The 22,561-nt window shown below is 41.0% G+C and carries 21 protein-coding genes; 5 read left to right on the plus strand and 16 right to left on the minus strand.

From position 1 onward, the window contains the following. Nucleotides 1-45 precede the first annotated feature (45 nt). Together ACKTT2_RS34035 and ACKTT2_RS34040 are read right to left on the minus strand one after the other, a co-directional pair. Nucleotides 46-1,758, minus strand: coding sequence for a diflavin flavoprotein (locus ACKTT2_RS34035; protein ID WP_407895125.1), 1,713 nt, complete (start codon nt 1,756-1,758; stop codon nt 46-48). Between the two features lie 85 nt (nt 1,759-1,843). Then, nucleotides 1,844-3,571, minus strand: coding sequence for a diflavin flavoprotein (locus ACKTT2_RS34040; protein WP_407895127.1), 1,728 nt, complete (start codon nt 3,569-3,571; stop codon nt 1,844-1,846). A gap of 314 nt (nt 3,572-3,885) precedes the next feature. Between ACKTT2_RS34040 and ACKTT2_RS34045 the strand changes: the two genes are divergently transcribed. From ACKTT2_RS34045 to ACKTT2_RS34055, 3 genes are all read left to right on the plus strand, one after another. After that, nucleotides 3,886-4,479 carry a Uma2 family endonuclease gene (locus ACKTT2_RS34045; RefSeq protein WP_407895129.1) on the plus strand — a complete coding sequence of 198 codons (594 nt, stop codon included), beginning with the start codon at nt 3,886-3,888 and terminating at the stop codon, nt 4,477-4,479. Continuing rightward, on the plus strand, nt 4,463-5,119 hold the full coding sequence (locus tag ACKTT2_RS34050; protein WP_407895131.1) for a GrpB family protein: 657 nt from the start codon (nt 4,463-4,465) through the stop codon (nt 5,117-5,119). Before ACKTT2_RS34045 ends, ACKTT2_RS34050 begins: the two co-directional genes overlap by 17 nt. A 506-nt stretch (nt 5,120-5,625) precedes the next feature. Beyond that, nucleotides 5,626-6,342, plus strand: coding sequence for a Uma2 family endonuclease (locus ACKTT2_RS34055; RefSeq protein ID WP_407895133.1), 717 nt, complete (start codon nt 5,626-5,628; stop codon nt 6,340-6,342). Between the two features lie 276 nt (nt 6,343-6,618). Here the strand turns inward: ACKTT2_RS34055 and ACKTT2_RS34060 are convergent, their stop codons facing one another. The 7 genes from ACKTT2_RS34060 to ACKTT2_RS34085 all read right to left on the minus strand — a co-directional run bounded on the left by ACKTT2_RS34060 (nt 6,619) and on the right by ACKTT2_RS34085 (nt 13,096). Then, entirely contained in the window at nt 6,619-7,239 is a 621-nt protein-coding gene (locus ACKTT2_RS34060; protein ID WP_407895135.1) for a DUF4340 domain-containing protein, read from the minus strand. A 174-nt stretch (nt 7,240-7,413) separates the two neighbouring features. Continuing rightward, nucleotides 7,414-7,575, minus strand: a complete 162-nt coding sequence (locus tag ACKTT2_RS52420) for a DUF1016 N-terminal domain-containing protein (protein ID WP_500691410.1) — start codon at nt 7,573-7,575, stop codon at nt 7,414-7,416. A 31-nt stretch (nt 7,576-7,606) separates the two neighbouring features. After that, nucleotides 7,607-9,538, minus strand: coding sequence for a Gldg family protein (locus ACKTT2_RS34065; protein WP_407895137.1), 1,932 nt, complete (start codon nt 9,536-9,538; stop codon nt 7,607-7,609). 131 nt (nt 9,539-9,669) lie between these two features. Next, nucleotides 9,670-10,482, minus strand: a complete 813-nt coding sequence (locus ACKTT2_RS34070; protein WP_407895139.1) for an ABC transporter permease — start codon at nt 10,480-10,482, stop codon at nt 9,670-9,672. Then, complete coding sequence (locus tag ACKTT2_RS34075; protein WP_407895141.1) at nt 10,483-11,496, minus strand: ABC transporter ATP-binding protein; 1,014 nt, start codon at nt 11,494-11,496, stop codon at nt 10,483-10,485. It abuts the gene before it with no gap. Between the two features lie 181 nt (nt 11,497-11,677). Further along, nucleotides 11,678-12,571 (minus strand): M48 family metallopeptidase, encoded by an 894-nt coding sequence (locus ACKTT2_RS34080; protein WP_407895143.1) that lies wholly within the window; start codon nt 12,569-12,571, stop codon nt 11,678-11,680. A 48-nt stretch (nt 12,572-12,619) separates the two neighbouring features. Then, nucleotides 12,620-13,096, minus strand: coding sequence for a GFA family protein (locus ACKTT2_RS34085; protein WP_407895145.1), 477 nt, complete (start codon nt 13,094-13,096; stop codon nt 12,620-12,622). Nucleotides 13,097-13,974: 878 nt separating this feature from the next. On the opposite strand from ACKTT2_RS34085, the gene ACKTT2_RS34090 reads away from it, so the two are divergent. Then, nucleotides 13,975-15,453, plus strand: a complete 1,479-nt coding sequence (locus ACKTT2_RS34090) for an IS200/IS605 family accessory protein TnpB-related protein (protein ID WP_407895147.1) — start codon at nt 13,975-13,977, stop codon at nt 15,451-15,453. A gap of 129 nt (nt 15,454-15,582) precedes the next feature. Here the strand turns inward: ACKTT2_RS34090 and ACKTT2_RS34095 are convergent, their stop codons facing one another. From ACKTT2_RS34095 to ACKTT2_RS34115, 5 genes are all read right to left on the minus strand, one after another. Continuing rightward, on the minus strand, nt 15,583-16,146 hold the full coding sequence (locus tag ACKTT2_RS34095; RefSeq protein WP_407895149.1) for a hypothetical protein: 564 nt from the start codon (nt 16,144-16,146) through the stop codon (nt 15,583-15,585). Nucleotides 16,147-16,259: 113 nt separating this feature from the next. Continuing rightward, nucleotides 16,260-16,718, minus strand: a complete 459-nt coding sequence (msrA, locus tag ACKTT2_RS34100; protein ID WP_407895151.1) for a peptide-methionine (S)-S-oxide reductase MsrA — start codon at nt 16,716-16,718, stop codon at nt 16,260-16,262. 212 nt (nt 16,719-16,930) lie between these two features. Continuing rightward, nucleotides 16,931-17,053, minus strand: a complete 123-nt coding sequence (locus tag ACKTT2_RS34105; protein WP_407895153.1) for a hypothetical protein — start codon at nt 17,051-17,053, stop codon at nt 16,931-16,933. Between the two features lie 41 nt (nt 17,054-17,094). After that, the gene (locus ACKTT2_RS34110; protein WP_407895155.1) at nt 17,095-17,499 is read right to left on the minus strand and encodes a hypothetical protein; all 405 of its coding nucleotides are present in this window, start codon (nt 17,497-17,499) and stop codon (nt 17,095-17,097) included. 216 nt (nt 17,500-17,715) lie between these two features. Continuing rightward, nucleotides 17,716-17,889, minus strand: coding sequence for an alcohol dehydrogenase catalytic domain-containing protein (locus ACKTT2_RS34115; RefSeq protein ID WP_407895157.1), 174 nt, complete (start codon nt 17,887-17,889; stop codon nt 17,716-17,718). A gap of 128 nt (nt 17,890-18,017) precedes the next feature. Here ACKTT2_RS34115 and ACKTT2_RS34120 point away from each other — a divergent pair, with 128 nt between their 5' ends. Next, entirely contained in the window at nt 18,018-19,250 is a 1,233-nt protein-coding gene (locus ACKTT2_RS34120; protein ID WP_407895159.1) for a pentapeptide repeat-containing protein, read from the plus strand. Between the two features lies 1 nt (nt 19,251). Here the strand turns inward: ACKTT2_RS34120 and ACKTT2_RS34125 are convergent, their stop codons facing one another. Both ACKTT2_RS34125 and ACKTT2_RS34130 read right to left on the minus strand, forming a co-directional pair. Further along, the gene (locus ACKTT2_RS34125; protein WP_407895161.1) at nt 19,252-19,428 is read right to left on the minus strand and encodes a hypothetical protein; all 177 of its coding nucleotides are present in this window, start codon (nt 19,426-19,428) and stop codon (nt 19,252-19,254) included. A 3-nt stretch (nt 19,429-19,431) separates the two neighbouring features. Then, nucleotides 19,432-22,560 carry a sacsin N-terminal ATP-binding-like domain-containing protein gene (locus tag ACKTT2_RS34130; RefSeq protein WP_407895163.1) on the minus strand — a complete coding sequence of 1,043 codons (3,129 nt, stop codon included), beginning with the start codon at nt 22,558-22,560 and terminating at the stop codon, nt 19,432-19,434. Nucleotide 22,561 lies beyond the last annotated feature (1 nt).

Raw genomic sequence — 22,561 nt, forward strand, 5'->3', positions numbered from 1 at the left:
TAGTTAATCTTTACAACTAACAACTATCAACTAACAACTAACCATTTAGTACTGACTCCCCGATTTCCGGTGGTGCATTGCTGTCATTCCTGTTGGTTGTAGCATTTGACCATTGTTAACGATCGCATAAACAAGCCAGTGGTCTCCGCAATCCATACGGCTTTGAACGCTGCATTCCAAATAAGCAAGAGCATCACTGAGGATAGGACAACCATTTTCAGTGGTTTGAGTTGCTAAACCAACAAAGCGATCTTCTCCTGGTGCAAAGGGTTGAAGGAAGTGTCGCCTCAAGTTCATCCCTTCTTTGAGAATATTGAGAATAAATTCGTCTCCTGTATGCACTATAGATTCAATGGCTCGGTCTTTAGCAACTGCAACTGTTAAACCAGGAGGATTGAAGCTAGCCTGAGTCACCCACGAAGCTAACATTGCACTCTTAACATCTCCACGCTGAGCAGATAGTACACATAAAGAGTTAACAATTCGTCCCACAGCTTGCTCGGTTCTGTCAATTTGAGAATCACTAATTGGTTGGCGGGGAGTCCGAATCTTCTTCGCCTTTTTCAACGCTTGAGCAAAATCAGTACCAGCTTCTTTACACTGTTGAAGAATGGTATCGCTAGGTTTAAACTTGACTCGAATGGTATCAAAGCCAAAATGATAACCTGCATCTTGCAATTTGCTTTCAATCTCATCAACGGCTTCTCCACTCCAACCGTAAGAACCAAATACACCTGCTAACTTGTTTTTGGCAGCAACGGAAAGGACGATCCCCAAAGCAGTTTGTACTTGCGTGGGCATATGTCCTCCTAATGTGGGGGAACCGATAATAAACCCATCACATTTTTCGATGACTGACTGAATTTCAGATGGCTCTGCTAACTCACAGTTTATTGATTCTACAGCGACACCTGCTTTTGTGATACCCTTGGCGATCGCTTGTGCTAAAGTGCCTGTATTTCCATATGCGGATGCATAAAGTAGAGCAACTGTCAAGTCTCGTTCCTTTTGCTGTTGACTCCACTGTCGATAGTCGTGATTGAGTCGGCTTTTGCTGTAACGTACAAGAGGACCGTGACCGGGAGCGTAGAAACTAACTGATAAAGCAGTAAATTTATCCAGTGCTATTTCCACCTGCCGAGACTGAGCAGCATGAAGACAATCATAGTAGTGGCGTCGGTCTTCGTCTAGAAGTTTCCAACCTTCATCAAAAATTTCATCACTACAAATATGAGCACCGAACAGTTTATCAGTAAAGAGAATGCGAGTTTCGGAATCATAAGTATAAAGCTCATCAGGCCAACGTGAAGTAGGAACGGGAAGAAATTGCAATTTGTGACCTAAGCCTAAATCTAAAACTTCTTCCTCCCTAACGACGTTAATTTTTAACTCTTTTTCTGGAAAAGCTGCACGTAAAGCAACTGCGCCTGCTTTCGCACAGACAAATGTGATTTGAGGAGCCAGTTCCAACAACTCCTTTAAGGTTTCACAGCGATTGGGATTGATATGTCCCAAAATCACATAATCCAGTTGTTTGAGATTTAGGTGCTGCTGTAACTGCTGTAGGAAAATCTCTGTAAATGATTTTCCTGGAGGATCTAAAAGCGCTGTTTTTTCAGCTTGGATGAGGTAAGAATTTGCAGTTGTACCCTTTTGTAAAGAGTATTCTACTTCAAACTTAAGTCGATCCCACGTGCGCGATCGCAACACAGTGGTATGAGCGCCAATCGAAGCAACTTGAACATCACGTAATTTCATATTGGTTAATTGTTAGTTGTTGGTGGTTAGTTGTTAGCTAGTAGGGTGGGCAATGCTAATTTGACTAATATTAGCCATGAGCAATTTAATAATGATTCCCAACTTTACGATGGTGAACTGCAGTGAGAGCATCGGGTTTTGAAACACGACCTACAGAGACAGTGCTGTAGATAGCCCAATGGTCACCGCAATCTAAACGGCTTTTGACTTCGCACTCTATATAAGCAAGGGCATCTGCTAAAATCGGACAATTATTGTTTGCTGGATAAGTTTTGATACCTGCAAAGCGATCGGCTCCTGGGTGGAAGCGTTGTAAAAAGTGCTTCATCAATTTTTGATAGTTGTCTTCTTCTAAAACATTGAGAACAAAGTGGTCGCCTACGTGTAATAAAGACTCAATAGCACGGTCTTTAGCTACCATAACTGTTATTCCCAAAGGCTTGAAGCTAGCTTGTGCTACCCAAGAAGCAAACATGGCACTGCTAATATTTCCTTTTTGAGCAGTGAGAATATATAACCCATTGCTGAGTCGTCCCAAAGCTTTTTCTAGATCGGAATTTAAGGATTTGAGTTGCTTGATACTGCGATCGCGAGACAACCACTGTCCCATATCTGTCCCAGCTTCTTCACACAAATGATATGTTGTTTCTGTTGGTGTTTCTTTTAGAACAATTGGTGAAAAAGCAGGATTTAAGCCTAGATCCCGAAACCGATTGAGCAGTAAATAGACAGATTCACCATCTTGACCGCCAGATTCAAATACACCAATAGTTTGTTTGGGCTTAGCTGTAGCAAGAATAGTGCTGAGGGCAGTTTGGGCAGAAGCAGCAGAAGAACCTGAAATTGGTGGGGTTCCAATGACTAATCCACTAGCAAGACTAACTAATTCTTTAACATCTTGAGGATCGGCTGATTTCAAATCCATCATTTCTATTGCTACCCCAGTTTTTGAAATACCATGGGCAATGGCTTGTGAAAGGCGATCGCTAAATCCATAATCGGAGACGTAAAAGACCGCAACAGTGGTTTCTGCTTTGGCTTGTTCTTGGCTCCACTGTCGATAGCGATTGACAAGATCGGTTAAATTGTAATGGAGTAGCGGTCCGTGACCTGTAGCGATAGTCGTCAATGATGGTAACTCACCCATCCGTTTGAGAGCAGATAACACCGAGCGAGCATTTGGTCTCATCAGACAGTCGTAGTAATACTGGAAATCTTCTTCAATGAGATCTAAATCTTCATCAAAGGTGTGGTCGTCACAATAGTGCATACCAAAGGCATCACAGGTATACAAAATTTGTGTTTTTGCATCGTAGGTGAATATCGTATCAGGCCAATGCAGATTTGGTGCAATGACAAATTCCAGGATATGTCCGTTACCTAAATCCAAGCGATCGCCATTCTTGACGATTTGTTGCTTAAATGGCTGATGTAGCCAATTTTCTAAAAACTGAATTGCCACTTTTGAACCGACAACAGTAACGTGAGGAGCTAGTGCTAGTACGTCTTTAACCAATCCACTGTGGTCTGGTTCGGTATGACTGACAATCAAATAGTCGAGTGAATTGAGGTTAACGAGTCCAGCCAAAGCATCCAAGTAGAGTTGGCGAAACTTTTCGTGAGAGGTATCAACTAAAGCTATTTTTTCACTCCGGATCAAAAACGAATTGTAAGTCGTACCATTTTGCAGACCAAACTCTATGTCGAAGCGATCGCGATCCCAATCCAAGCAACGGATTGCAGTTGTATTGAGGGCAATTTCCATAGAATGCATTGTCAGACGACGCTGAACGCGATCGGTTAGTGCTACCATAAGAGCCTCCGGGTGAAAATTAATATGTTGTAGTGTGTTAGATGAATTTTTATATGCTTCTGTAAAGAACTATATTTATAAATTTAAAAAATTACAATGCTTTTTAAATATAATTTTTTTTTATAATTGATAGAGATAGCTTAACTGGGTGAGTATACTATGGTAAGAGTAAAAAATAGTGATACGTGTTTCTGGTTGTGGTAAACATACTTTGCAATTAACCTGAAATGAAGCTCTAAAACAGAGGGTGCGATATCCTTGAAAAAGCAGGAACAACCTACACCTGCATACAAAAAGGAAGGCAATGAAGCAATATGACTGCTACATCACCCGTAGAACATCTTTACAAATTTGAGGAGTACTTAACTTACGATGACGGCACTAACAACCGCTATGAATTGTTCCGTGGGAGACTGATTTTAATGACACCTCCCACTGTCAGACATTTGTTAATTGCCAAGTTTCTTGAACGGATTTTAGATGCTGAAATCAATCGATTAAAGTTAGCATTGGTTGCTTTAAGAGAAGCAGGGCTACAAACTGAAGTTGATAGCTCCAGACTGCCCGATGTTTGTGTGGTGACAGAAGAGCAAGTCAGTGAATTAATGGATGAAACTGCTGTTTTTCGCGTTCCTGCACGACTGGCAGTAGAGATAGTTAGCCTTAGTTCAGTAAAACGGGATTACGAGGAAAAACCTCCTGAATATGCTAACAAGGGTATTCCTGAGTACTGGATTGTTGACCCCATAAAAAACCAAGTGACGGTGTGTTTCTTAATGAATGGTCGTTATGAGTCAACCGTTTTTACCAATACACAGCAGATTATTTCTCGGATTTTTCCTGAGTTAGTACTGACAGTCGAACAAACTCTAACTACGAGATCGGGTGAAAATGACATTGCCCAATGAAGCAACTGACAATACAGAGCCAACGGAGCAGGTAGAAGGCGTTCCACAAGAGCCAATGACCGAGGCACAACTACAGGCGGTAACAATTGGAGCGCCCGTAATTCTCAACCAACCAATCCTTATCGTCGATTACGATCCAGAGTGGCCGCAGTTATTTGAACGCGAGGCGACACGAATCCGAGCAGATCTCGGCGATCGCGCCTTGTCCATCGAGCACGTGGGTTCAACCTCGGTTCCAGGACTGGCGGCTAAACCGAGGATTGACATCCTGCTGGTGGTAGCAAACTCGGCTGATGAAGCAAACTACGTTCCAGCACTGGAAGCTACAGGCTATGTCTTAACAATCCGCGAGCCGGACTGGTACCAACACCGGATGCTGAAGGGACCAGACACCGATGTGAACTTGCATATATTTTCGCAGGGCTGTGCAGAGATTGAGCGGATGCTCCTGTTCCGCAATTGGTTACGCTGCAACCCAGGCGATCGGCAACTGTATGAGCAGACTAAACGCCAACTGGCGCAGCAGTCGTGGAAATATACGCAAAATTATGCGGATGCCAAGAGTACTGTGGTTGCGGAGATTTTAGCACGTGCCCAAAAAGCTGCAAAGTCAAACGAAATAACGAACAGCAAGTTCTAGGGCGCTACTCAAAACCTGGGCAAACTTAAGGATTTACGCCCTTAAGGACAGGAGAGTGGAAGCGCGTTTGAGCCTTCATCTCAGTAGTTCATTTGTTCGTGTTGAAAGGGTTGGTTAAATCTAACCTACCAGAACGGTCTGGAGCAAGGCTAAGTTGCTTCAGCAGAAACTTCCTTTGGTTCAAAATAGAACAGCCCCTAACCGATGCAACGTTTAGGGGTAATGCTTGAATTACTTATCTTTAATTATATCAGGACTTACGCAACCTCAATGGTATTTTATGGATTTCACGCTTTGGAGCTCCCCCCAACCCCCCTTAAAGAGCCTATCTCCTCAAACCCTCTGTCCATAACAATTTTGCAATTGTTAAGAAAGATGCGGGTAATGGATAGCTTAAAAAGGGGGGCTTTACGTAAGTCCTATTGTTCTGAGTTCACTAACTGCTGAAACAAAAATAAGTGAGTTATATTTTAAATACCGTACTCCTGTCCAAAATAACCGCGACTATGGTCAACCATTCCTCCCAAGCAAGGACACCGGGCAATTTTACTTTGCGGATACCACCTTTGGAAAGTGGAGATCGCCTCACACGTCCTGAATTTGAGCGGCGATATAATGGTATGCCCGATGTCAAAAAAGCTGAATTGATTGAAGGAATCGTTTACGTGGCATCTCCTTTACGCTTTGAACCTCATGCAGAACCGCATGGTGATTTGATGATTTGGCTTGGTAATTACAAAGTGGCAACACCCGGTGTCAGAATGGGTGATAACCCAACGGTACGGCTGGACTTGGACAATGAACCCCAACCTGATGCTATTCTGTTAATTGATGCCAATTGTGGCGGACGGTCTCACATAAGTATTGATGGCTATGTGGAAGGTGCGCCAGAATTAGTGGCAGAAATTGCAGCAAGCAGTGCGACCAAAGACTTACACGACAAAAAACGCGCTTATCGTCGCAACGGCATTCAGGAATATATTGTCTGGCAGGTTTTTGAAAGCACTGTGAGTTGGTTTAGCTTGGAGGATGGTGAATACGTTTCGTTGATATCGGATGCAGCAGGTATAATTCAAAGTAAAGTGTTTCCTGGATTGTGGCTCAATGTACCAGCGTTAGTGACGGGAGAAATGCAACGGGTATTGTCTGTGTTACAGGATGGGATAAGTTCGCTAGAGCATCAAGCGTTTGTGCAGCAACTGGGAAAAGGAATTGAGCAATAGGTGTTTGGATAGTTCATTTGTTCGCATTGAAAGGGCTGGATGTGTTTGCCCTGACTTTTACAGGGCAATACTCGATTATTAATCATTGTTGGCAATGTTTCCCTCGATTGCAGATATTACATTTCACAAATGAAATAACGAAAAATCAAAGGTCTCAACCGATTGCGTTTACATAAATTTACAAGATGTTTCATTTTGCGCGTATCTCGGCGCATTCATCTAGAGATGTGTGTGGTGACTGTTGCACAAATTCAAACTCCGAGATAGAGTTTGCGTTTATTTCTTTTTTGTCGGGCTGGGCTGAGGGCTGGGTGTAGGTTGTTTATTGGTATTGTCAGCCTCTTGTTTCCACTCTGAAAGGTCTCGCTTAACAGCATTTTCAAAATCTGTAGATACTAACAGTACATCGATCTTTCCTTTTGGTTGAGTGGAAGGAACTGCTTGCGCGTAGAGAAAACGACGGTTAAAATCAGGTTGTCCCAAAATTAACTGATGATTTTGTTGATTTTTCAGTTTTATATCAATAGTGGCTTGAGGTCGATCTAAACCAAATTCTGAAAGTCGATCGCTTGAAATGGATATAGTGCGATCGCTCTTTCCTTCCACTAACAAATTCATCAAATAGCCGACAATTGGGTCACTTGCTGGGACAACAGAAGGAGATTTCATCAGCCACTTAGTTCCTTCAGACTTACCACTACGTTCTAAATTAATAGTTTGATTTTGAGTTTTAATTGTTAAAGATTGCACATCATCTTCTTTAAAAGTGAAAATTGGCTGCTTGTCGTCCTTCACTTCTTCTCGTTGAGATGAACCTCTAATTTCATAGAAGTACACAAATCCTCCTAAACCTAATGCTATCAGTAGCAGAATTAAAGTTGTTCGTTGGAGTTTCATAGATTGGTTAGTGGTTAGTAGTTAATTGTTTATACCAACTTTTGATTTAAATATTATTTAAACGGAAACATTAAATTAAAACTCATAGGATATAGCGTTTTCTAGTCAGATGAAGTACAAATTTATCAGCGTCCATCAGCGTTCATCTGCGGTTAATTCTTTCTTAAAATATTTCTAATCCAACCATTTTCTATGCTTTTTTTGTACATACCATTCACACTCAAGATAGTCTTTAATTCTATCTAAAATTAAACTGTTCTGAAGAAACGAAGGAATTTGTGCAGCAACCAGCTGCACAAATTTTTCATTAGGATAAGCCTCAGTAAAAGTCCGCATATACTTAAGATTACTAACAACTAACTAAAAATTACCTTCTTACCCACCAAAGAAGACCTGCAGCTAATAACCCTATAAGTGGTAAAACAAACAGAGATGATATCTCTAAAAGATTAGCTTGGGCTGTTGTTAAGTTAATGCGACGGTTTTTCACTTCTTTAGGGCTAATGGACAGAGGTTGTCTATCTTGTTGGCTTAGCCATGTGACTGAGTTTAAAAAGACATCTTTATTCAGCTGCTGTTCAAATAAATTATTTACAGCAAAACCTGAATTTCCGATTACAACCATCCGCGATTCGGTAGCGGAAGGAGTGGCGGTAGAAGTGGAACTGGGAACGGGGGTTAAGGGGCTACTTTGCGCTTGAGTTGTTGGTGATACTGTGGGTGTAGGTGTAGGACTAGCTTGAGTTGTTGGTGTTGGTGATGCTGTGGGTGTAGGTTTAGCACTGGGTGTGGAACTAGCCTGAGTCGTTGGTGTTGGTGATGCTGTGGGTGTAGGGTTAGCACTGGGTGTGGAACTAGCCTGAGTCGTTGGTGTTGGTGATGCTGTCGGTGTAGGTTTAGCACTGGAACTGGGGCTAGCTTGAGTTGTTGGTGTTGGTGATACTGTGGGTGTAGGTTTAGCACTGGAACTGGGGCTAGCTTGAGTTGTTGGTGTTGGTGATGCTGTCGGTGCTGGGATGGAGTTTGGTAGGGTTGGAGGTGTAGCTGTCAGTTTCCTCCTTAGTGCAACACCTAATGTCAAAGGTCCTTTGCGATCGCTTTCAGGATTAAACTTTAAATTCTCACTTTCTAGATCGCTTTCTGCCCAACTATCAGGGTATGGCTTAGTTAGTAGAAGGGGAGTTGCTTCTACACCAGCTACTGGAATTGTATCAATTGGTCGTGCTAAGGGATAAAAAGAAATGCCGTTACCAAAATCCTTAGTGATGGGATGTTTTCCGTATTCTCTCACCAAAGGTGCGGCAGGACCAAGCCCTACACTTCCAGAAACATCCACAACCAAACGATTATCTAACCTAATACCCCATTCAGCAAATAAGCTGTTAAGTTTAGGGTCGATACTGGGGTCAATCATTAATAGTAAATTACCACCTCGATTGAGGAATTGCCGCAAAGCGTTGACTTCGCTTTCAAACAGTGCTCGTTTCGGACCTGCTATGACAACAACATTGGTATCTTGAGGAACGCTAGATTTCTCAGCAAGATTGAGTGGTAAAGTCGTGTAAGTTTTATCACTTAAGGCTTTGATGGCTTGGGAAATACCTTCTTCACTCCCTGAAATTTGGTGTTCGCCGTGACCTTGAAGGAAATACACCTTAGCCGAACCCGAGTTAGTCACTTGTTGCAAGCTATTTGTTACCTTTATTTCAGATAAAGATTCTTGCTGACTGACTACCTGTACTAACTGTCTTTTATCTCCAGATTCTAGATACACTTCTCCATCTTCTTTAACTCCAAACTTGCGTGTTAATCCCGGTCTCCCGCGTGGATCGACGTACTCAAATTTAAATTTTGGGCTTTGTCGTCGGTAATCTTCTAGTAAATCTCGGTCTAAAGGATTTTGATTGGCATCAAACACCCACACCTTTACAGGAGTTTCCAGAGAACGCACTAATTCCCGTGATTGGGGAGAAAGAGTAAATAATTTGGTTTCCGTTAAGTCAGTTCGCCAGTTGTAGCGAGTTCCTAAAAAGTTAATTAAACCCAGGATTGCTAAAACTGCCAAAGTTGCAAATAGAGCATTAGTACTAGCTTGAGTGGAACGTCTTCCCCACCAATTATTTTGTTGGTTTTGCCAGAGCAGCCACAATCCAATGACAACAGCACCTGCAATTATAAGTACTAGTGGCAAGAGTCCCCAATTTTCGGATACCAACCCAGCAGTCACACCCGCCGTTATGAGAAACAGACCCAACCAAATTAAAGATTTCCAAATTTTCTTTTTAGCAATAGTCTTCATTTTTTTGTCATTTATCAAGTCACTTCTCGAAAATCCGTAATTCGTAGTTATGAATTACGAATTTTCGCTCACTGGTCACTGGTCACTGGTCACTGGTCACTGGTCACTGGTCACTGGTCACTGGTCACTGATTATGAACGTTGGAATCGTAATGTATCAATTGATTGTGCTGTGAGAAAAACTCCCAGAATAATGTAACTGGAGAACAAAATCAAGCTACTGGTATCGAAAATACCTTGTACCAGTGTATTGTAATGTTTCAGCAATGATAGATGCCCGATCGCTTCTCCTAAAGAACCACCAATGTTTTTGGCAATTAAATCTAGGAATAAGAGTAATAAAATTAATGCAAATGTGAGGACTGCAGATAAAATCGTGCTGTCTGTCAGGGAGGAAATAAACATTCCCAAGGATAAGATTGCTGCTGCTAGTAAAATGAGCGCTAAATGACCGAGCAGGGGAATTGTTGACGGTATTGGCGGATTGGATGCACTTAATGCGATCGCTTCCAACACTAGCATGGGCATAACCATTGTTGTAAAAAATGTCAGCACTCCTAGTAATTTCCCGATAGCGACTGCCCAGTTTGTAATGGGGGATGTGGATAAAAGTTCCAAAGTGCCGCGCTTGCGTTCTTCAGCATAAAGACTCATGGAAAGAATGGGCAGCACAAATAACAACAGCCATCCCATTCTGTCTAAAAAAGCACGTATAAATTCATAAGGAACATCTATTGGCGGAACTGGTACTCCTAGTTGTTGTCCTCGTAGATCGTAAGCAGCAACTGTTGACAAAATTCCTTCGGGTCCCATCAGAATAAGCACAAAGAACAATCCAGATAAAAACCAAAATACGCCAGCGACAGCATATGCTAGAGGCGATACAAAGTAGCTTTGCAGCTCTCGGCGATAAATGGCGATAATATTACCCAGTACTACACCCATCTAAGCGGCTTCTCCTTCTTTGGCTTCTGCTGTTTCTGTCTCCATCTCCAAACTCTTTTCTGCTGTTGTCAGTTGTAAAAAGACATCTTCCAGAGTAGCGCTAACACGTCGCATTTCGCATAAACTAAATCCCGCACGCACTAATGCGACTGCAATCTCCTCACCCGGTTCAGTTCCCAGTTGTGATAGCACTCGTAAGTGAGTTCGGTTATCTTTTAAATCGTTATGACCTTGCATTGGCACTGTGGGAACTGATTCTACCAAACCCACACCCGGTATGTTTTGTAACATTTGTTTGGCGAGGCTGGCTTCTCCCTTTATTTCTATTTCATAGCCAGAACCTCTCGTCAACTGTGACATTAAATTATCTATAGTATTAGTTGCTACAATATGACCTCGATTGATAATTGCTACGCGGCTACAGGTCATATTCACTTCTGGCAAAATGTGGGTTGAAAGAATAATTGTATGGCTACCAGCCAAACTCTTGATTAAATTTCGGACTTCAATAATTTGCCTGGGGTCGAGTCCAACAGTAGGTTCGTCAAGAATAATGGCTGGTGGATCGTGGACAATAGCTTGGGCTATGCCGACTCTTTGGCGGTATCCTTTAGAAAGTTTGCGAATGATGGTGTGGCGCTTATCTTCTAGGTTACACTTTTCTAACGCTGCTTTGACTTTTGCCGTGCGATCGCCTGCGGGAATTCCTTTAATCCGCGACACAAAATACAAAAATCCCTCAACCGTCATTTCGGGGTACAAAGGCGGTGTCTCAGGGAGATAACCAATGCGTTGGCGCACAGCTAGGGAGTTATCGTGAACATCAAAGCCAGCAATCCGAGCAGTACCACTTGTTGCAGGTAGATAACCAGCTAAAATCCGCATAGTTGTTGTTTTGCCAGCGCCATTCGGACCGAGAAAGCCCAAAATCTCACCTTCCTCCACATTAAACGTGACATCAGAGATAGCTGGGGTAGAACCGTATCTTTTAGTTAACTTTTCAACTTCGATCATCAAGAGTGCCGAGTACGAGCAATAAGGTTTCCAACCATAATATCTTGTGGTGCGGGATTGGTGCCCGCCACTAAATACAGGACGAAGTGATTCCTTTGGTCGGTGTAGCGCAATTTCTGGCGTAATCAACTACATTACCTGATGGCAGGTTATGATATTACAAGACATCCACACTTTTGTTTCAACCTGCCAGAAAATCCCAATCCTCATCGTCTTCCTGAGTCTCGATTTGCTGCGTGCCTAACTCTTTTCCTTGAATCAAATTTTGATAGTCGCCTGAATCAACCCACTTCAAAAGTTCAGATGCTCGCATCACTGTCCAAGGTAATTGATATTCCATAAAGCTAAACGTCTTGGTCAATTGACCTAAACGATTAAGATTGCTTACCGTAAAAGAACGAGCTTGCTTGACAAAATCGTCGATCGTATCCTCATTTAAATATTCATCTGGTAAGCCTCCTAATTTCATCAAGGCAGTAATCGCAACATCCACGTTTTGACAAGCTAACAAACCAGCGCGATCGGCAGTAAATCTTGCCATAACTATCCAGTTGTATAACGCAATTTCTAGACCATTTGCCGCTAGTCCGCCCAGACCAAGTGTTGTACTGCTAATCAAGTTTTTCACAATGGGCATGACGGAAGCCAATTGCTGATACGCTAAATATTTTCCTTTTATAAGAGCGACTTGGTGCCCAAACAGAAAGAGTAGTTCATTGTGGGAAAGCCATTCCATCCCTTCGAGATTGATACCGACTACTGGCTTGTTTACCCCTACTGCATAAGCTTTAATGTATCCCGTTCCACGTTGGAGGTACAGTTCTGGGATTGGAGCAATATCCAGGATTTTACAAGCTTCAACGAAAGCATCATTGAGGTGGGGAAAATTACTCGTAGTGACTTTGAAATCATTACCAATGATTTGCATCCACAGTAACTTGTCAATGCCATACTCGTTGACTTTTTTAAGCAACAGGGGTAGCACTGGGGTTCTTTCTAACGACACCAGCGCTTTCCGGTCAAATGGATGCTCATAAACTTCTGTTTTTAGCCCTGTAAATTCTTTTCTTGCCATTTATTTATGTTATTAGTTTAATAGCTTATCGCATGACCCACGGCTCACCTATTCAACAGCTTTCTTCGTTTCCGAATGCAGTTGTTGCCATCTCTCTGACAAAAGACGCATATCTTTTGGCTGTCCCGGATAGTTAAGCATATCATCTGAAATTGTTACCCAAGGTTGGGCGCTATTCGTCCACAGGTTGCCAACTGGATGTAACCAACTTGTATCATCCAAAGTTCCGGCTTTGACATTGATAGTGTGTTGATTGTAACTCCGCTCGTGGAATAATCGCGTTCCACAATTGTCGCAGAACAAGCACTTCACCTCCCGCCCACTATCTGCTCCACGAGTCCAAGCTTTAGGGCATCCCCGAATAATGACAACAGCATCTCTTGGCACTGTCAAAGACATACCGAAAGCGCTTGATGATTGCTTCTGACATTCAGTGCAGTGGCAAAGGTAAAGCGTTAGTGGTTCGGCATGGATTTCGTAACGAATATTGCCGCATTGACAGCGCCCGGTATAGGTAACGCTCACAGTTTTCCTCCTTTTTAGTGCTGCACAGATTGTAACAATACTGCCATTGCTATGCAGTTTCTCACGGATTGAAACTTCCTCGCTAAAAGGAACTTGCGTTCTTAAGAGCACTGCAATCTGAGATGCGATCGCGCATAAAGGCAGGTACTTATTTCTCCCATCCCAAAGAGATTACGGCTTAAGCCGTAATCGCTCACTTATCGCACTTTACATTGTATAAAACCACACTGCAATAAACAGCGTGGTTTGGTTTAGGTATAAGCTTTAAAATTAATAAATTAAAATTCGTTTTTGTTGACTGTAACTACAAAACCGAGCTACAGCATTCCGGAAATCAGGTCAAAAATTTTTCTCCCCTCACAGCACAGTCCAAACTAGTTTGAAGTAGCTTTATGGCGTTGTTGCCTTAGCAGAAAGCTAACGCCCATTACGCCCATGCCTATAAGTGCCACTGTGTTGGTTGGTTCTGGAACCTTCTGAGTTGAAGGGAGGTGTTACCAAGTAGCTAAATTATTTATTAAACCTCACAAACATCTATAAAGCTTTCAAATAATTTGAAATAATGTTACGTTCTGTGGATATTGCCGCCTCAAACAGCACTTTCGGTACAATTAATGTTAATTTCTGTTCTACATATATGTGTGACTTAGGTATTGTTTGTATTACTTAATACTGAGTCAGTCCTATGAAAGCTCTTATAAATCTTAAATAGAAAACAGAAGCATTACTGAGTTGAGGTAGTAAAATATTTTAGCTCTTGATGTAATTGTAAATATCTATTATGTTTTCTTTGCTTGAGGTGTTAAATGATCTAAATTCCTTAGATAAAATAAAATTTATCCAGTCAAAACAGTATGAACACAGGAGGTGATAATAGCGTGGCACTCAGAAAACAGAAGGGACATTTCTTGATTAATGAAGCCATTTTAGGTGTAATTGAAACAAAACATCCTGCTTATGTAGAGGCAACACAAAAGCTATTTAATGATGTTGTGATGTTCTATGTTAATGTGATGATAGTAGATGTTGAAAAATGCCTGACAGTATCCGTCTCAGATTTATACCAAGTCTATGAATCTCTAACCATTACAAATAAAAAACGGGCTGAGGTGCCACATCCGATACCTTTTAAAGATGTTCCCAAAGATTTTAGACGTGCTGCCATCAAAAAAGCGTTCGGCATTGTTAAATCTCGTGATAGTAATTTAAAACGCTGGAATCAACGAATTGAGAGAGCAAATAAAGCTAAAACACTCAAGAAAAAAACTCGACTCAAAAAGAAAGCAGGAAAACCCCCAACATTACCTACATCAACTAATTTCCCTACACAGTTTTACTCTTCGATGTTTGAGCAAGATACAGGCGACTCTATAGTTGTAAAGCTGTGGACTGGTTCAAGTTGGGTGAAAGAAAAATTACTCTACAAGTGTCGAGAATTACCAGATGGCTATCAAAAAAGTACAATGTCACTGATGATATCAAATGGTAATCTTAACTTATGTTGGGTGATTCAAAAACTAACTCCAAGTAAGGGTAAATTAGATGAGCATGTTCAAGCTTATGGCAAACTCCGAGTTCTAAGCATCGATTTAAATTTAGACGACCCAATTGTCGTTGCCAAGGTGCTAGAAGGGTACGAAGATACGGGCGTTGTTGAAGAAATAACTACTCTTCGCCTTAAAGGAAACAATCGCTTATCTCATCTTAGGAAGCGCTACCTAGGACTAATCGCCAAAGCTAAAAAACTCACTAATACACATACAGAGTTAGGTAATTTACCGCCAAAGCGAATGTGTGCGACTTTGTGGGAGCGAATCAAAAATATTGAGAAAGATTTGATTGAAAAAATCTCAAATTTTCTAGTAGAATTCGCTCTAAAATATCAGTGTCAATTAATCGTTTTTGAAAACTTAAAAAGTTTAAAAGCTATCAAAGGTAAATACTCACATCGGAGTAATATCAAACGTTCAAACTGGATAGCAAAGAAAATTCAAAAACGAACTGAACACAAAGCGCTGGCACGTTATTCGATTTATACAACACGCATTAACCCTGCTTACACTTCAATCACTGATGCGTTTATGGGTGGTAAATGCCTACGTGGTTCTCAAGTAGGAAGTTTAAACTTATACTTGTGGAGCGATGGTGGTTTAGGAAAGTTGGTCAAAACTCCAGAGGGGAAAATTTATGACTCAGGGGATAACGCGGCTAGAAACATCGCCTTAAAATATCTAGCCAGCAAGTTGAAAAAGCCTGTGGTATTAAAACACCCAGGTTCGGTCTCGGGTTGTGTGGCGTGGTTGCCAAAGCCTGACGTCAAGGGAACTGTGCTGATTCCCAGTTGGTTTGCGCTGTAGTGTAGCTAATCGCTACTAGATACCCAATCAATATAGTAGCCGCCAGTTCGGTCGTCTATGCTTGGGTGTATCAGAAAGGCCAATTAAAATGAAATATTTGATAAGGTTTGTTAACTTTGTTAAGTATTTTTACAGCACTTGAATTGTACCGCTCAGTCTCACAGTTCCTCTAACAGTGCTCGTAGGATCTACTAAAAGATTACCGACTTGATAAACTTCAGAACCAGTCAGTGTTCCAGTAGCACCTTCAAATAAACCTTCACCGCCAGTGATATTGGCAGTATTGGAGGCTCTAGTGGTTAGAGTCGTAAAATCAAAAACTCCAGTACCGTTTTCAACGCTATAAAATAATTTATTCTCCCCAGATCCGAATAATGTAATTCCACCTATTGGTAATCCGGGCAAGCCAAATATTGCTGGATTAGTGCTAAAACGGAAAGAACCACTAGTTAAGTCAGTTTGGGTGTAAACTAAAACACTCGCTTTGGTCAAACCAAAGGGTGCATTATTACTGTCCCCTAGGGCGATATTTGTTGTTACATCTTCAGTAATGAAGCTACTAACACGAGACACGGCGTCGTAGGTGGCATCAAATGTGTAAGTCGTTTGGGCTGCTGCGCTTTGTACATTTAACCCAAAACCTGTGAGCGTGAGAGCTACACCAAATAGTCTAGCAGTGGATAAGCAAAGCATAATTCACCTAAATTATAGTGGAAAATGCTGAAACGTTTTTCTGTAAAATACACCAATATGTAATTTTTGACTAGCCAAACGGTTAGTCGTACCATAGGCAGTGTTTACACTAACTAACGTCGTCCCTTCTTCTCAAAATACTGTTGGTGGTCTTCTGTCGCTAAGTAATATTCACTTGCTGGTTCAATCTGGGTTACGATATCTTTATCAAAGGAGCCAGATCTCTGTTGCTTTTCCTTGGACTGCTTTGCAGTAACCTCTTGCTTTTGGTTGTGGAAAAAGATAACTGACCTGTACTGCTCGCCGCGATCGGGTCCTTGGCGATTTAACGTTGTGGGGTCGTGGATATTCCAAAACACATCTAGCAGTTCATCGTAACTCACTTGTTGCGGATCGTATTCTACCTGCACGACCTCGGCATGACCCGTGATTCTTGAGACTACATCTAAATAGGAGGGGTTGGGAAAATGCCCTCCCATGTAGCCAACTGAGGTTGAAATGACTCCTTTGACTTTACGAAATGCTGCCTCCACGCCCCAAAAACAGCCAGCCCCAAATGTCGCTTTTTCCATTGCACTTCATCGTTAGGATTAAGTTCTGTAAAAATTGTAATAGGTTGTTGCTGGTAAAGTGGCGGTCGCTTTTTCACACACCCATGTTATTTCGTTTACCTTGGTATAAACTTATATATATGTGTCTCTGAATAGAATTTTAGAATTGTCGCTGGCATTGCTTCAAGCAATGTTGGGTTTGGTTCAAAGACCTCAAAAGATTTAACGGCTTCCTAATCTATTTTATGAGCGTAAGTGGTGGGATATTTCTCTTTAAGGAAACCATTAACATAATTTAGCAGGGCTTCTTGAACATCCTTTTGAGAAAAATCTACACCAAATATATGCCAAATCATACTTATATTGACTGAAAGTTTCGTCTTTAGTTTCGAGTGATTCACTCTTCAGATTGATAAGCATCATCCAACTCAGCTTCTGGATCTTCTAACTCCTGACTCAGTACCCACCAAAGAAACTCAGTTTTTAAATCTTTAGGCAGGTACTGACGATATCCAGGTTCTATTGAAACCAGCGCCCATAGGTCAACCCAAATACCAACATCTCTGGCACATCGATAAATTAATGGGCGCTTTAAAGCTTCTAAAAAGTAGGTGTACAAATGATTGGCTGACTTGCGACTCCCCGTCTCTTGTAGCTTTTTAGCATGATAGTAACCCGCGTTTAAGTTGCTTTTAATTACCGATTGTGCAACTTCTGGTAGTAACTGATAAGCGTATTTCTGTGCTGATTCCTGACACGCTTGACGTAACTGTCTTAAGATTTCTTTTCTTTCTTGGTTCATAATTGGTTCATAATCATGAAAATATCTAGTAGGAGATGAGCGATTCGGCTGTCTTCCATTAAGCTCCGCTTATCGCATGACCCACGGCTCACCTATTCAACAGCTTTTTTCGTTTCCGAATGCAGTTGTTGCCATCTCTCTGACAAAGGACGCATATCTTCTGGCTGTCCCGGATAGTTAAGCATATCATTTGAAATTGTTACCCAAGGTTGGGCGCTATTCGTCCACTCCTAGCTGAAAAGCCGTGACTCCTTCGCCAAACGCTTCAATCGCTATAGCAACATCCCCATGCAAACCTGAGGGAAAATCAGGGGCAATGCCTACAACTACACCCTGTCGGAGCTTGCAATCCACGGGATTAACACTAGTTGCCGCTATCCGAATCAGCACGTGGTTTGGCAGGACTAGTTAGATCGCGATCGAAATTTACCATGTTGATAGTATGAACATTTTGTCAAATTCTAGAGAAAAGTGACTTCCTTTGAGTTAGCAGTGGGCATTCTAGAAGAGTCATCTTCATGCTAAGTTCTCATGTAGAAGTTATGGAATGGACATCTTGGTCAAATGTCAAATTTAACGAACGGCATCTTTTACCTTCTTGTTCTGGAATATATGTAATAGCGGATATCAATCAATGTGTCTGGTATGTAGGTCAAGCTGCTAATCTAAAAAATAGATGGGCTGGTAGAAGTCATCACAAGCTAGAGAAAGCAACATTAAAAAAAGCTAACCTCAGTGGAGCTTATATGCATGAGGCAAATCTTAGTGAGGCAAACCTCAATGGAGCAAATTTTAGCGGAGCAGATTTGAAGCAAGTCAACTTAATGAGGGTAGACCTAAGCCATGCCGATCTTAGTAAAGTCAACCTGATGAACGCAAATTTGGAAGGAGCTAATCTTGAGAACACTAATCTCTTGCATAGCTATTACGACTCAGCAACTATCTTTCCCACAGGCTTTAACGCTGCTCAAGCTGGTGCGTATTTGATTGCCCCTGGTGCATCACTGCAAAATGCTAATTTAGCTGGTGCAAACCTTTATAAAGTAAACCTGACTGAGGCAGATTTACAAGGAGTAAACCTCAACTCAGCAAACATGGAAGGTGCAGATCTAAGCGAATCTAAGTTGAATGGAGCCAACTTATCCAAGGCGATTTTAAACAATGCAAGACTTCTTCAATCAAATCTAGTTCAAATTAACTTAAGCGAAGCAAACCTCAATGGAGCAGATTTAACTACAGCAAATCTATGTGAAGCAAATTTGAGTAAGACAAACCTTAGCAGCACAAAATTAGTAGCGGCAAATTTAAGTAAAACCAATATGAGTCACGCAATTCTAGAATCGGCAAACTTAAGAGCAGCAGATTTGAAAGGTTCTAATCTAATTCATGTCAATCTTAAGTTTGCTAACTTGATTGCAGCAGACTTAAGTAAAGCGAATTTAAAAAACGCAAAATTTGATGGCTATACAAAATTAAACGATGCCAATCTGGCAGGGGTAAATTTAGTTGGAGTAACACTTAGAGGCGATTTCAGTGGGGCGAATTTTAACGAGACTAACCTATGTGGGGCTGACCTGTCCAGTCTAAACTTGAGTGGGACAAGCTTGATTTCATCCGAACTGCGTGGAGCCAACTTGACGAATGCAAATCTTATACAAGCAAACTTGAAAGACGCAAACCTTACTGGTGCAAATCTGGATGGAGCAAAGCTTACTGGCACTATCATGCCAGATGGCACGACTCACGAGTAAACTATCCTATGGGCATTGACCCGAACTGTACTTGCATTTTCCGTATGTGGAAGCGTTGAGTCGCGATCGCATCTGAGCTAAAAGCGTGGTTCGCCGCAAAAAATGCCCATCCACACGAGCGTGCGATAAGACGGGTACGGCTTGCGCCGAAGCGATCGCACTCCAAGGCTCCCAACAATCCCTACAAAGGTATGCGATTTATACCCGTATTTTTCAAGACCCTACCAAGAGTGATAATTTCTTGCTTGATATCGTTATCCACCCACAGTTCGGTTTCGGGGTATTCCAGAGCATCGAACTCTTCGTCATAGATGAGGATAACTTGTCCCCCATCTGAGGGTCTAACCACAATTCTTATCGGTCTATCATTTTTCGTGATTCCTGCAATAACAGTCTTGCTTTGTTCGTACCAGCGATCGCAGTTATAATCATCTCTCTGGCTCAAATATGCTCTAATGTTCTTCTTAGCACGTTCGACCGTGGAATTTACGTAATGATAAAGCTCTGAGAAATCATTAGAGATATAACGAATCACCTCATAAATTCTCGTTCCTCGATATCTTCTCTTTGCTAGTTCTAATGTTTCGGGAGAATAGATACACAACCGCATTAACAATTCTTGAGGAGTGGCAAAATCTTTATCCTCTTCTCGATCTATGTATTGAACTACTTGGTTTTGATTTTGCTTCCACTGTTCAAATTTTTGAAAATCTTCGGGAGGAATCCGAAATAGCTCTTCTTTTGGAGTATTTATCAATTCTAAAATATCTTGTTCAGTATACCCATTTTTATTACTGAGAATAGCTTGTCTAAATTTAATATCCTCAATGATTTCTTCATCGCTTCTTAAACGGTGACGTCTCTCATATATATCTCCAAAAATATCCTTTGCCAAAGATTCATTCTCGTGAAACCATAGTAAGAGCTTTGCAAAAACTTTTTTGTCTTTTTCTTGTCTTTTATCCAACCCTTCACTTTTTAGAATTAACTGCACTCTTTCAGAAATTTCATGGGCAATGTCTTTTGACGTGCGGGTTTTACCATCAAGGTCGAGTTCGATTTCAATGGCTAACAACCCACTGCGGCAATCATCACCCAATTCCTCTAGAATATCTTTTAAATCCTCATCGATTCCCAAGTCTACATACAATTCCTTTTTGTAAACAAACTCCCCTTTCTGATTTGGTAAAATCGCGTACTTATTGAAGTAACCGTCAAAGTTATACTTGACAGTGAATGTCACAAAATCGCTCAACCATTTTAAAGCATCTTGAAGGAGATAGTTTGTCAGATTGGAAACATTTGTTTGATGGGCGATATCATTACAGAGTTGATTGACGAACCACTCCTGGCACTCCTGCCAAATTCCAGGTACCCAATTGGCTAATATTTTTTTGTCTGGGGTTGGGTAGAAGTCCTTAGCAAACCTCAACACTTCATCGCCATTCTTAGATAAAGTACTATCTACAGGAAAACAAGCAATTAATCCCAAAACAGCATCTTTTATCTTGGAATTGGTATTGCCTTTGATAATTTTATTGATACAATCGACAATATCGTGAATGGATTTGGCGATCGCTAACTCACAACTTGTAATTTGATTGTGTTTGAGTTTACCACGCCAGTCTTCTTGTAAAATCTTTAAGATATCTTTCAGTTCTTCTGGAATATCTTTATCTGTCCATAATTCTTCTTTTGTCTTAAATTTACCATGCTGATTTGGAATAATCGCAACTTCACTTAATAAATCTCGCTCTTCGGATAACACAAAGTTAATCAGGTTATCCAACCAATTTAAGGCTTCTTCCTCGGATTGGTTGGTTTTATCTGCTAGTTGAGTTACATTTGAGAATTTAGCAACATCAGCAACCAGCCGCTTTAAACTATAGCGTAAATCTTTCCCCCAATTATTGTCTATAATCTCGTACCACGATTCAATATGCTCTTTTTTTGGCAGGCGATCGCTTAAAAACGCATTAGCAAAATCCCAAATTTCTGATATTTTGGATTTTAACTTGGCATAGGGGAACAAAGCTTCTTCAAGTTTAATTTTCGGGCATTGGGAATTGTCAGTATAAACAATACTAGATTGCATTAATCTAGCTCTTAAGACTTTTTGGATATGTTGTCTGTACCAATCTGTGGAAACCCAATCCTTCTGGTTCGGTAAATCCGTTTTTGCCAATAGGTACAAGTTTTGCCAGTTCTGCTCGAGCGCATACTGCAAAAGAATAAAGTATAGCTCAACACAGTCTTGTACTATCTTTTTATTATTGATAATGTTCTCTTCATTCTTCATTGTGAGAAACACACCATCTCTTGGCTCTGTAGGCTCTAGAAAGGGATTGTTGATAACAACTGGAAAATTGAAATCTTCCGTTCCAATAAGTGGAAATCCTAGGAAGATTTTTGGCGTACTGTTATTAAAAGGGAAAATAGATGTTTGGTTTTCATCTTTGTCAATTTGAATAGCTATACTTGTCAGTTCTTTTGAAAGACAAGCAAAATACAACTTCTCCGTGCGATTTCCTTGAATTTTATCAAATTCAACGATTTTGATATCTTTAGTTAAATGAGTTGGTTCTTGCTTTTCATAAATTATTTGTTCGCAATTAGTTCTTTCTATCTCCACTAATTTAATTTTATCGATAAAAATTAACGTATAGGGGAGCGAATTTTCTAGATCGTCTAATCCAACTTCAGCAATTCCTCTGCCTAGATTGTCAAGTTCGTATTGGAAAGTGGTATTGTAAGCACTAAAGTCAGGAGCTTCAATTCTTGGAGAATTGTTTAAACTCGTGTTGACTTCTTGGAATGAGCGATCGATGCTCTCAATGAGGGTTTTGAGTTCTCTACCAGTCCGGTCTAGGGGAAAAGAAAACCTTTGGCGATCGCCATTGTCATCTTGAAAAAGACCACTGACGTTGACTTTCTCTGCAAGCAGGTGAGTAGTTAAAAAGCCCGTACCAAATCTCCCTATAGTTTTGGGCATTTCTGTTTTATCGGTTTCTCCCCAGTCTTTATCATCGGAACTAATTTGACGGATTAAACCTTCAAGATTTTTATTGGTAAAATAGCTGTAATTGTGATTGAATTCTAGAGATTTAGGAGACAATTTTACCTTAACAGCAACCTGTTTTTCAGGGAAATCGACTGCAGCTTTATCATTAGCATTTTGTAGAAGTTCCCAAATCCAACGTCTCTTGGAGTTTTCTGTAGATGACATTCTTAAAATCCGTATCTTTTCAAAGATCTTCTGAGCAGCAATGCGGTTTAAGGTGGCAATGACGTTTTTGTCAAAACGAGACATG

The organism is Scytonema hankhaensis NUACC26, assembly GCF_045865695.1.
Lineage (GTDB): Bacteria > Cyanobacteriota > Cyanobacteriia > Cyanobacteriales > Nostocaceae > Scytonema.

What these genes read in the sequence shown, in the direction of transcription:
- ACKTT2_RS34045 (WP_407895129.1), top strand. Translation starts at nt 3,886, where the DNA reads ATGACTGCTACATCACCCGTAGAACATCTTTACAAATTTGAGGAGTAC.
- msrA (WP_407895151.1), bottom strand. Translation starts at nt 16,718, where the DNA reads ATGGAAAAAGCGACATTTGGGGCTGGCTGTTTTTGGGGCGTGGAGGCA.
- ACKTT2_RS34080 (WP_407895143.1), bottom strand. Translation starts at nt 12,571, where the DNA reads ATGGCAAGAAAAGAATTTACAGGGCTAAAAACAGAAGTTTATGAGCAT.
- ACKTT2_RS34070 (WP_407895139.1), bottom strand. Translation starts at nt 10,482, where the DNA reads ATGGGTGTAGTACTGGGTAATATTATCGCCATTTATCGCCGAGAGCTG.
- ACKTT2_RS34075 (WP_407895141.1), bottom strand. Translation starts at nt 11,496, where the DNA reads ATGATCGAAGTTGAAAAGTTAACTAAAAGATACGGTTCTACCCCAGCT.
- ACKTT2_RS34120 (WP_407895159.1), top strand. Translation starts at nt 18,018, where the DNA reads ATGCTAAGTTCTCATGTAGAAGTTATGGAATGGACATCTTGGTCAAAT.
- ACKTT2_RS34105 (WP_407895153.1), bottom strand. Translation starts at nt 17,053, where the DNA reads ATGATTTGGCATATATTTGGTGTAGATTTTTCTCAAAAGGATGTTCAA.
- ACKTT2_RS52420 (WP_500691410.1), bottom strand. Translation starts at nt 7,575, where the DNA reads ATGCGGACTTTTACTGAGGCTTATCCTAATGAAAAATTTGTGCAGCTG.
- ACKTT2_RS34040 (WP_407895127.1), bottom strand. Translation starts at nt 3,571, where the DNA reads ATGGTAGCACTAACCGATCGCGTTCAGCGTCGTCTGACAATGCATTCT.
- ACKTT2_RS34130 (WP_407895163.1), bottom strand. Translation starts at nt 22,560, where the DNA reads ATGTCTCGTTTTGACAAAAACGTCATTGCCACCTTAAACCGCATTGCT.
- ACKTT2_RS34095 (WP_407895149.1), bottom strand. Translation starts at nt 16,146, where the DNA reads ATGCTTTGCTTATCCACTGCTAGACTATTTGGTGTAGCTCTCACGCTC.
- ACKTT2_RS34065 (WP_407895137.1), bottom strand. Translation starts at nt 9,538, where the DNA reads ATGAAGACTATTGCTAAAAAGAAAATTTGGAAATCTTTAATTTGGTTG.
- ACKTT2_RS34055 (WP_407895133.1), top strand. Translation starts at nt 5,626, where the DNA reads ATGGTCAACCATTCCTCCCAAGCAAGGACACCGGGCAATTTTACTTTG.
- ACKTT2_RS34050 (WP_407895131.1), top strand. Translation starts at nt 4,463, where the DNA reads ATGACATTGCCCAATGAAGCAACTGACAATACAGAGCCAACGGAGCAG.
- ACKTT2_RS34110 (WP_407895155.1), bottom strand. Translation starts at nt 17,499, where the DNA reads ATGAACCAAGAAAGAAAAGAAATCTTAAGACAGTTACGTCAAGCGTGT.
- ACKTT2_RS34035 (WP_407895125.1), bottom strand. Translation starts at nt 1,758, where the DNA reads ATGAAATTACGTGATGTTCAAGTTGCTTCGATTGGCGCTCATACCACT.
- ACKTT2_RS34060 (WP_407895135.1), bottom strand. Translation starts at nt 7,239, where the DNA reads ATGAAACTCCAACGAACAACTTTAATTCTGCTACTGATAGCATTAGGT.